The 6,564-nt window shown below is 66.6% G+C and carries 8 protein-coding genes; 1 reads left to right on the top strand and 7 read right to left on the bottom strand.

The window, feature by feature from the left end:
* From AC1DT2_RS13470 to AC1DT2_RS13440, 7 genes are all read right to left on the bottom strand, one after another.
* Positions 1 to 383: 1-(5-phosphoribosyl)-5-[(5-phosphoribosylamino)methylideneamino]imidazole-4-carboxamide isomerase (locus AC1DT2_RS13470; RefSeq protein WP_477296789.1), on the bottom strand; the 383-nt coding region annotated here is incomplete at its 3' end.
* The gene (gene hisH, locus AC1DT2_RS13465) at positions 380 to 970 is read right to left on the bottom strand and encodes an imidazole glycerol phosphate synthase subunit HisH (protein WP_063570721.1); all 591 of its coding nucleotides are present in this window, start codon (positions 968 to 970) and stop codon (positions 380 to 382) included. The genes hisH and AC1DT2_RS13470, both read right to left, overlap by 4 nt.
* Positions 970 to 2,034 carry a bifunctional histidinol-phosphatase/imidazoleglycerol-phosphate dehydratase HisB gene (gene hisB / locus AC1DT2_RS13460; RefSeq protein WP_477296788.1) on the bottom strand — a complete coding sequence of 355 codons (1,065 nt, stop codon included), beginning with the start codon at positions 2,032 to 2,034 and terminating at the stop codon, positions 970 to 972. Before hisB ends, hisH begins: the two co-directional genes overlap by 1 nt.
* Positions 2,031 to 3,095 (bottom strand): histidinol-phosphate transaminase, encoded by a 1,065-nt coding sequence (gene hisC / locus AC1DT2_RS13455; RefSeq protein ID WP_477296787.1) that lies wholly within the window; start codon positions 3,093 to 3,095, stop codon positions 2,031 to 2,033. The genes hisB and hisC overlap by 4 nt, the downstream gene beginning before the upstream one ends.
* Complete coding sequence (gene hisD / locus AC1DT2_RS13450) at positions 3,092 to 4,399, bottom strand: histidinol dehydrogenase (RefSeq protein ID WP_477296786.1); 1,308 nt, start codon at positions 4,397 to 4,399, stop codon at positions 3,092 to 3,094. The genes hisC and hisD overlap by 4 nt, the downstream gene beginning before the upstream one ends.
* Positions 4,396 to 5,289, bottom strand: a complete 894-nt coding sequence (hisG, locus tag AC1DT2_RS13445) for an ATP phosphoribosyltransferase (protein ID WP_477296785.1) — start codon at positions 5,287 to 5,289, stop codon at positions 4,396 to 4,398. Before hisG ends, hisD begins: the two co-directional genes overlap by 4 nt.
* Complete coding sequence (locus tag AC1DT2_RS13440; RefSeq protein ID WP_063570716.1) at positions 5,286 to 5,603, bottom strand: YerC/YecD family TrpR-related protein; 318 nt, start codon at positions 5,601 to 5,603, stop codon at positions 5,286 to 5,288. The genes hisG and AC1DT2_RS13440 overlap by 4 nt, the downstream gene beginning before the upstream one ends.
* A 148-nt stretch (positions 5,604 to 5,751) precedes the next feature.
* Here AC1DT2_RS13440 and AC1DT2_RS13435 point away from each other — a divergent pair, with 148 nt between their 5' ends.
* Entirely contained in the window at positions 5,752 to 6,450 is a 699-nt protein-coding gene (locus AC1DT2_RS13435) for a response regulator (protein WP_477296783.1), read from the top strand.
* Positions 6,451 to 6,564 lie beyond the last annotated feature (114 nt).

The raw sequence follows: 6,564 nt of genomic DNA, 5'->3' as shown, positions 1-6,564 counted from the left end.
AGCACGATGCGCTCGGCGCCGTAGCGACCGATCCACGCCGCCACCGCTTCCGGATCGCGGATGGCCACGCTGCCGACGACGACACGCTCCACGCCCGCATCCAGGAGGCGGCGTACGCCCTCCTCGTCACGAATACCGCCACCCGCCTGCACCCGGAGGCGGCCGCTCGAGGCGACCCCGGCGATCGTGGACAGGTTCTCGAAATGGCCCGAACGCGCGCCATCGAGATCGACGACATGCAGCCACGTCGCCCCTTCGTCGGCATACCGAGCCGCCAGTGCTTCGGGCTCGAAGGCGAAGGTGGTCTGCTGGGCATAGTCACCCTTGAACAGACGAACAACCTTGCCTTCGCGCAGGTCGATGGCTGGAATCGGTAAAGTCATAGGGCGAGGAAGTTCCGCAGGAGCTGGGCACCCACACCGGCCGAACGCTCGGGGTGGAATTGCATGCCCATGAAGTTGCCGGAGGCGACTACGGCCGAGAACGGCGTACCGTGCTCGCTTGAGGCCAGTGTGTAGTCGCCTGTCGGGACGGCGAAGCTGTGAACGAAGTACGCGGTATCGCCCTCGCGCAGCCCTGCGGTGAGGCAATGAGGCACGGTCACCTGCAGCGTATTCCAACCCATGTGCGGCACGCGCAGGCCAGGTGCTCCGGCGAAACGCGTCACCGTCGCCGGGATCACACCGAGGCATTCCGTGTCACTTTCTTCCGAGCGCTCGCAGAGCAGTTGCATGCCCAGGCAGACGCCGAGCACGGGTTGTTTCAATCCGCGCAATACCTCGACCAGGCCTGCCTCGCGCAGCATGCGCATGCCCGGTGCCGCGGCGCCCACGCCAGGAAGGATCACGTGGCTGGCCGCGCGGATGCGTGCCGCGTCCGAGGTGAGTTCGGCATCGGTACCGAGGCGCTGCAAGGCATAGCGCACGGAGCCGATGTTGGTGCCGCCCGCATCGACGAGAACCACGCTCATCAGAGGCTTCCCTTGGTGCTCGGCAGCTCGGCGCCTTCGCGGCGGATCGCCTGTCGAAGCGTGCGCGCGACGACCTTGAAACAGCCTTCGACCATGTGGTGAGCGTTCTCGCCGTGCACGGTGAGGTGCAGGTTCGCGCCCAGGGTTTCGCAAAGCGAACGGAAGAAGTGAGGCACCAGTTCGGTCGGCACATCACCGACGCGATCGCGCGGGAAATGGCCCTCGAAGACGAAGTACGGCCGCCCCGACAGGTCCAGCTCGGCGCGCGCCGCGCTCTCGTCCATCGGCAGCGCGAAGCCATAGCGACCGATGCCACGCTTGTCGCCTAACGCCTGGCGCAAGGCCTGGCCGAGGGCGAGCGCGGAGTCCTCGATGGTGTGGTGTTCATCGATATGGGTATCCCCGTCGCAGGTCAGGCTCAGGGCGAATCCGCCGTGCTTGCCGATCTGCTCCAGCATGTGGTCGAAGAAGCCCAGGCCGGTGCGCACGTTCGGTTCGGCGATACGGTCCAGATCCACATGCACGCGGATCGAGGTTTCCTTCGTCCTGCGCAGCACCTCGGYGGTGCGTGGTGCATCGAGTAGCGCGTGCGCCACCTCGGCCCAGCTCGCACCCTCAGCGCCCACGCGAAAACCGCGTACACCGAGGTTGGCGGCGAAGGCCAGGTCGGTCTCGCGATCGCCGATCATGGCGGACTGCGAGCGGCTCCAGCTATCGTCCGCCAGCCAGTGCCGCGCCAGGCCCGTGCCTGGTTTGCGCGTGTCGCGATGTTCATGCGGCAGACTGCGATCGATCAGCTGCTCGCGGAAAGTGATGCCCTGCGAGGCGAAGATGTTCAACAGCAAGGCGTGCGGCCCATCGAACGACGCTTGCGGAAACGAAGGCGTGCCGAGGCCGTCCTGATTGGTCACCATCACCAGCTCATAGCCCGCGGCCACACAGCGCTGCAAGGCGGCAATCACCCCGGGCATCAGGGCCAGCTTCTCGTAGCTGTCGATCTGCTGGTCGGCCGGCTCCTCGATGAGGCAACCGTCGCGATCGACGAAGAGGATCTTGCGGCTCATGCAGGCGCTCCCGCGCGCAACACCGCGAGCACGCGGTCGTTCTCGTTGCCGGTACCAATAGTGATGCGCAGGGCGTCTTCCAGTCCCGCGTATTTCGACACGTCGCGGACGACCACGCCCGCGGCGAGCAGGCGACGATAGGTTCCTGCCGCATCGTCGAAACGCACAGCCAGGAAGTTAGCGTACGAAGGCATCACCTCCCGCACGCCGGGCATCTGACGCAAGGTAACGAGCATGCGAGCGCGCTCGTTGAGAATTTCGTGCAGATGGTGACGCTGCAAGCGACGCCCTTCGTACGACAGCGCACCCATGGCGGCATCCACGCACGGCGACGGCAAGGGATACGGGGGAATGATCCGACGAAGCAGCCCGATCACTTCGGGCCGCGCGATACAGGCACCCACACGAGCGCCAGCCAACGACCAGGCCTTGGACAGCGTGCGCAACACCGCCACGTTGTCGTAAGTCTCGATCAGCGAGGCTGCGCTGGCGAGGCCGCTGTATTCCGCATAGGCCTCGTCGATGACCAGGAGCGCGCGGCCTTCGAGCGCCTTCGCGATGCGTTCCAGATCGCCGCGATCGACGAGGTTGCCGGTGGGGTTGTTCGGCGTGCAGACGAAGACGATACGCGTGGCGGGYGTCACCGCGTCGAGAAGCGCGTCGACGTCGAGCACGCCGTTGCGGCTGAGCGGCGACTCGATCACGGCCGCCCCCTGGATACGCGCGCACACCGCATACATGCCGAACGTCGGCGGCGATATGAGCACGGCGTCTTCGCCTGCGCGACAGAAGGCGCGTACGAGCAGGTCGATCGATTCGTCGCTTCCACGGGTAACGAGCACGCGATCGTCCGTCGTTCCGTAGAGGTCGGCGAGCGTCGCCACGAGTCCGCGCGGTTGCGGATCGGGATAGCGATTGAGCCCTTCCCCGCCGGGAATATTCGGTGGCCGCGAGGATTCGTTCGCGTTGAGCAACACCGTGCCCCCTTGGGCTTCCATCCGGGCACTGGAGTACGGTGCGAGCGCGCGGATATCGGCACGTGCGAGATCGAGAATGCTCATGCGGCGGCGTCCATGGCGGCGAGTCGCAGGGTGACGGCCCGGCGGTGGGCTTCGAGTTGCTCGGCTTCGGCAAGGATCGCCGCGCAGGGACCGATGTTACGCAGGCCTTGGGCGGAGAGTTCCTGCACCGTCACCTGTTTCTGGAAGCTGGCGACCGAAACGCCGCTGTAGCTGCGCGCATAGCCGTACGTTGGCAGCACATGGTTGCTGCCGCTGCAGTAATCGCCGACCGACTCCGGCGTCCATTCACCGAGGAAGACCGAGCCGGCCGATTCCACGCGCTCGAGCAAGGCGCGCGGGTTGACGGTCTGGATGATGAGATGTTCCGGGGCATAGCGGTTGCTGACTTCGATCGCCTCGTCGAGGTCGTCGACGAGGATCAGCCGGCTCTCGCTCAACGCCGTGGCCGCCACGTCGGCGCGCGGAAGTTCGCGGCGCTGTCGTTCGACCTCGACGGCCACGGTATCGAGTTGCACCGCCGACGGGCTGACCAGGAGCACCTGCGAGTCCGGGCCGTGCTCGGCCTGCGAGAGAAGATCGGCAGCGATGAACCGGGGATCCGCATCGGCGTCGGCAATGACGAGCACCTCGGACGGCCCCGCTGGCATGTCGATCGCGGCGCCGGCCGGGTCGCCGGCCACCTGCAGCTTGGCTTCGGTGACCCAGGCGTTACCGGGGCCAAAGATCTTGTCGCAACGAGGCACGGAAGCGGTGCCGTAGGCCATCGCGGCGATCGCCTGCGCGCCGCCGAGCTTGAAAACACGGTGCACGCCGGTGGCTTTCGCTGCGAACAGGACGGCATCGTCACAGCGACCGTTGGCCTGCACCGGCGTGCAGAGCACGACCTCACGGCAGCCAGCGATAGCGGCCGGCACGCCGAGCATGATCGCGGTCGACGGCAACGGCGCACCGCCGGCGGGCACGTAAAGCCCGACCCGGCGAATCGGCCGAAGTACGCGCTCCACCGTGACGCCGGGCGCTGTCTCGACGCTCACCGGCGTCGGCGCGGCGGCACGATGAAAGTGCTCGATACGAGCGGCCGCTTCGAGCACCGCCGCTTTCAGCTCATCGGGCAAGCGTGCTTCCGCCGCCGCGAATTCCGCCTCGGTCACGGCCAGTGTGTCGAGCGTGCTGCCGTCGTAGCGTGCCGTCAACGCGATGAGCGCAGTGTCGCCGCGAGTGCGTACGTCCGCGATGATCGACTCGACGCCCTCGCGCAGGCTGCTCGCCCGCGCTTGCATCGGCCGTGCGAGCGCCGCGTCGCGTCCGGCCTCGTCGAGGCCCTTCCAGACGATTCGTTTCATGCCAGCATCTTCTCCACCGGCAGCACGAGCATGTCGCGGGCGYCGGCTCGCTTCATATCTTCCAACTGGCGCCAGCTCACCGAGCCGGCACACAAGGCCTGCAGTACCACCTGGTCGGGCGCGCCATCCACCGGCGTGAGCGTGGGGATGGGCAGGCCCGGCAGGAGGCGCGTGATGGCCGCCAATGCGTCGCGCGGCGCCTGCATCAGGATCAACCGCGAGTCACGTACCTGGATAACGCCATCGAGGCGGCGCAGGAGCAGTTCGGCGATCTCGCCACGCTCGTCCAACGGGAGTTCGCGACGGCCGGCCAGCACCGCTTCGCTCTCCACCACGACGACGGCTTCGCGCAACTGGTTGGCGACCAGGGTCGCGCCGCTGGAGACCAGGTCGCAGATCGCATCGGCCGTGCCGAGGCGCGGCGCGATTTCCACCGAACCGGCGAGCATGACGACCTTCGCGTCGACGCCGTTGCTTCGCAGCCATTCACCCAGGAGGCCCGGGTAGGAGGTGGCGATGCGCTGCCCGTGAAGCTGGGCGGGACCGTCGTAGGCATCCTCCTGGGGCACGGCGATGGACAGACGGCAGTGGCCGAAGCCGAGCGGCCGCAGCTCGTCCATGCCGATACCGGTCTCCGGGTTGGTCAGCTGGAATTCGCGAAGTACGTTGCGGCCGACGATGCCGAGGTCACAGACACCTTCGGCGATCAGGCCAGGGATATCGTCATCACGAACGAGCAGGAGATCCACCGGCTCGCCCTCGCCGAAGCAGAACAGCTTGTCGCGACTCTGCCGGAACTTCAGGCCGCAGCGCGCGAGCAATTCCTGCGCGGGATCGGTCAACCGGCCGGACTTCTGCATGGCGATGCGCAGGCGATCGCGCGGCTTCATGCGACACCTGCAAGGTTGCGACGCGCGGCAGCGGCCATGTAGCCCCCACTGCCCTGGTTGAGATAGCGCGCCACACGGCCGATGGTCGTGATGCTGACCGACGTCCGCTCGTGAATTTCACGGTACGACCGCCCTTCCAGGAGGAAAGGAACCACCCGCCAGCGGTCGACCATCACCTCGATTTCGGCGGGGGTACAGAGATCGTGGAGAAACGCGCGCATCTCATCCACGCCTGAGAGCCCAAGCAGGGCCTCGCAAAGGCTGGTCTCGGCCGAGTTGGCCGGCATTTCGGGGTCGATCGAGCGTCGCTTCATAGTGTACTAACGCGTTAATACGATAACTCATCGTAACGCGACAACTCCGACGTGGCAAGCGCCGACATGCAATTGCGCTTTTCTTCCATATACCCCGCCAAGGCTGCTCGACAAGATGGCGGCATTTCCACCCTCGCGAGCCCCCGCCATGCAGAGCACCGTGATCATTGCGGACGATCATCCGGTCGTTGTCGCGGGTGTCGAGACCATCCTGAAGTCGCACCGCTACCAGGTGGTTGCGCGCGCCCACGATACCGATGCCCTCTTCGACGCCCTCACCGACCACCCCTGCGACGTCGTCGTCACCGACTTCTCCATGCCCGAAGGCAGCCAGCCCGACGGCATGCCGATGATCCGCCGCATCCGCGCCCTTCGCCCGGACACCGGCATCGTCGTGCTCACCATGCTGTCCAATCCCGCCATCCTGCGCACCCTGCTGGACGTGGGCGTGGCTGCCATCTTCGACAAACGGACCAGCCTCCGCGATGTCCCGGTGGCAGTGCACGCGGCGGAGGTCGGACGCTCATACCTGAGCCCGGCCGTTCGGCGCCTGTTCCACGAAGCGGATTGCGCAGACAACGCCGACGACCTCGCCACGCGGCTGTCGCCACGTGAGGTAGAGGTGTTACGCGCCTATGCGCAGGGATACGGACTGGTGGACATCGCCGCCTCGATGGGACGCAGCCTGAAGACCATCAGTCGACAGAAACGCTCGGCCATGGCCAAGCTGGGCCTCATCAACGACGCCCAGCTCTACCAGTACCTGGCAGGCGTCCGCGCCGGCATGCTCGAGGACTGGTCGCCGGCGATCGAGGCGGCGGCCAGTCTGCGATTCTTCGCGCTGTAGCGCCTGCTCAGGCGACCAGGCGGCCGGAGGCCACCAGTTCGCACATCAGGCGCACGTCGCCGTCCATCGCGCGGTCGCGCTGCATAAAGGCGATGTGCTCGCGCAGGGTAGACA

The organism is Luteibacter sp. P4_E6 (assembly GCF_056401535.1).
Note: the sequence above shows the minus strand (reverse complement) of the source record. Positions and strands in the feature narration are given on the sequence as shown.